This window comes from Undibacterium sp. Di26W (assembly GCF_049340265.1).
In the GTDB taxonomy this organism is placed as follows: Bacteria; Pseudomonadota; Gammaproteobacteria; order Burkholderiales; family Burkholderiaceae_D; genus Undibacterium.
Genome location: NZ_JBMPOR010000051.1, coordinates 1 through 3,192, shown reverse-complemented (window position 1 = coordinate 3,192; position 3,192 = coordinate 1). Strand labels below are relative to the sequence as shown.

1 rRNA gene is annotated in these 3,192 nt (G+C 49.5%); it reads left to right on the top strand.

The window, feature by feature from the left end:
• Positions 1–262: 262 nt before the first annotated feature.
• Positions 263–3,138, top strand: a 23S ribosomal RNA gene (locus ACO0LM_RS28520).
• Positions 3,139–3,192: the final 54 nt, after the last annotated feature.

Sequence of the window (3,192 nt, the reverse complement as noted above, 5' to 3'; positions counted from 1 at the left end):
AACAATGTATTAAAAAGAGTTTGAAAAGCTGTCGAAAGACAAGTTTTAGAAAAAATCAAATTCCTTGAGATACGGCAAACGCTAAAGTAATACTCATAAGTAGTAAAGAACTATAACGGTCTTGCGCACGACGAACAGAGGAAGTGCTGAATTTGTGTCGTTTTTATCGATTAAAAATGAGCTGGCTCTGCCAGGCATTTTTAAGAAATAAAGCCACACAAAAGTAGGTGTTGACTTTTGTGTGCAGGAGCTAAAGTTATAGGGACAAGTGACTAAGTGCACATGGTGGATGCCTTGGCGATATCAGGCGATGAAGGACGTAGTAGCTTGCGATAAGCTGCGGGGAGTGAGCAAACACACATTGATCCGCAGATTTCCGAATGGGGAAACCCGGCCGTAAGGTCATTGCAACCTGAATACATAGGGTTGCAAAGCGAACGTGGCGAACTGAAACATCTAAGTAGCTACAGGAAAAGAAATCAACCGAGATTCCCAAAGTAGTGGCGAGCGAAATGGGAACAGCCTGCAAGATTTAGCATCTTTGATAATAGAACGGATTGGAAACTCCGGCCATAGAGGGTGATAGCCCCTTATATGAAATCATCGATGTGGAACTAAGCTTGCGACAAGTAGGGCGGGACACGTGAAATCCTGTCTGAACATGGGGGGACCATCCTCCAAGGCTAAATACTCGATATCGACCGATAGTGAACCAGTACCGTGAGGGAAAGGCGAAAAGAACCCCGGGAGGGGAGTGAAATAGATCCTGAAACCGTGTGCATACAAACAGTAGGAGCGGACTTGATCCGTGACTGCGTACCTTTTGTATAATGGGTCAGCGACTTACATTCAGTGGCAAGGTTAACCGCATAGGGAAGCCGTAGAGAAATCGAGTCCGAATAGGGCGTCATAGTCGCTGGGTGTAGACCCGAAACCAAGTGATCTACTCATGGCCAGGTTGAAGGTGCGGTAACACGCACTGGAGGACCGAACCCACTAATGTTGAAAAATTAGGGGATGAGCTGTGGGTAGGGGTGAAAGGCTAAACAAACTTGGAAATAGCTGGTTCTCTCCGAAAACTATTTAGGTAGTGCCTCTTGTATCACCGTCGGGGGTAGAGCACTGTTATGGCTAGGGGGTCATCGCGACTTACCAAACCATTGCAAACTCCGAATACCGACGAGTGCGAGCAAGGGAGACAGACATCGGGTGCTAACGTCCGGTGTCAAGAGGGAAACAACCCAGACCGCCAGCTAAGGTCCCAAAGTATAGCTAAGTGGAAAACGAAGTGGGAAGGCTAAAACAGTCAGGAGGTTGGCTTAGAAGCAGCCACCCTTTAAAGAAAGCGTAATAGCTCACTGATCGAGTCGTCCTGCGCGGAAGATGTAACGGGGCTAAGCTATACACCGAAGCTGCGGATATCCATTTATGGATATGGTAGGAGAGCGTTCTGTAAGCCTGCGAAGGTGACTTGTAAAGGTTGCTGGAGGTATCAGAAGTGCGAATGCTGACATGAGTAGCGATAATGGGGGTGAAAAGCCTCCACGCCGTAAGCCCAAGGTTTCCTGTTCAACGTTCATCGGAGCAGGGTGAGTCGGCCCCTAAGGCGAGGCAGAGATGCGTAGCTGATGGGAAGCAGGTTAATATTCCTGCACCGTCGTATGATGCGATGGGGGGACGGATCGCGGAAGGTTGTCCGACTGTTGGAATAGTCGGTTTCTGGTTCAAAGAAGGTGCTTAGGCAAATCCGGGCACATAATTCAAGGGACTGGGACGAGTGAATTAATTCATGAAGCAATCGGAAGTGGTTCCAAGAAAAGCCTCTAAGCTTCAGTCATACGAGACCGTACCGCAAACCGACACAGGTGGGCGAGATGAGTATTCTAAGGCGCTTGAGAGAACTCGGGAGAAGGAACTCGGCAAATTGGTACCGTAACTTCGGGATAAGGTACGCCCTTGTAGCTTGACTGCCCTGCGGCAGAAGGGTGAAGGGGTTGCAATAAACTGGTGGCTGCGACTGTTTAATAAAAACACAGCACTCTGCAAACACGAAAGTGGACGTATAGGGTGTGACGCCTGCCCGGTGCTGGAAGATTAAATGATGGGGTGCAAGCTCTTGATTGAAGTCCCAGTAAACGGCGGCCGTAACTATAACGGTCCTAAGGTAGCGAAATTCCTTGTCGGGTAAGTTCCGACCTGCACGAATGGCGTAACGATGGCCACACTGTCTCCTCCCGAGACTCAGCGAAGTTGAAATGTTTGTGATGATGCAATCTACCCGCGGCTAGACGGAAAGACCCCATGAACCTTTACTGTAGCTTTGCATTGGACTTTGAATCGATCTGTGTAGGATAGGTGGGAGGCTTTGAAGCGTGGACGCCAGTTTGCGTGGAGCCATCCTTGAAATACCACCCTGGTTTATTTGAGGTTCTAACCTTGGCCCGTAATCCGGGTCGGGGACAGTGCATGGTAGGCAGTTTGACTGGGGCGGTCTCCTCCCAAAGTGTAACGGAGGAGTTCGAAGGTACGCTAGGTACGGTCGGACATCGTGCTAATAGTGCAATGGCATAAGCGTGCTTAACTGCGAGACTGACAAGTCGAGCAGGTACGAAAGTAGGACATAGTGATCCGGTGGTTCTGTATGGAAGGGCCATCGCTCAACGGATAAAAGGTACTCTGGGGATAACAGGCTGATTCCTCCCAAGAGTTCATATCGACGGGGGAGTTTGGCACCTCGATGTCGGCTCATCACATCCTGGGGCTGTAGCCGGTCCCAAGGGTATGGCTGTTCGCCATTTAAAGTGGTACGTGAGCTGGGTTTAAAACGTCGTGAGACAGTTTGGTCCCTATCTGCCGTGGGCGTTGGAAGTTTGAAGGGGGCTGCTCCTAGTACGAGAGGACCGGAGTGGACGAACCTCTGGTGTATCGGTTGTCACGCCAGTGGCATTGCCGAGTAGCTATGTTCGGAAGAGATAACCGCTGAAAGCATCTAAGCGGGAAACTCGCCTTAAGATGAGACTTCCCAGAGACTAGATCTCTTTAAAGGGTCGTTCGAGACCAGGACGTTGATAGGCTGGGTGTGGAAGTGCAGTAATGCATTAAGCTAACCAGTACTAATTGCCCGTAAGGCTTGTCCCTATAACCTTAGCAGGTCTATAGGCTACGACAAGTATTGTGAAGTGTTTGCGAAAA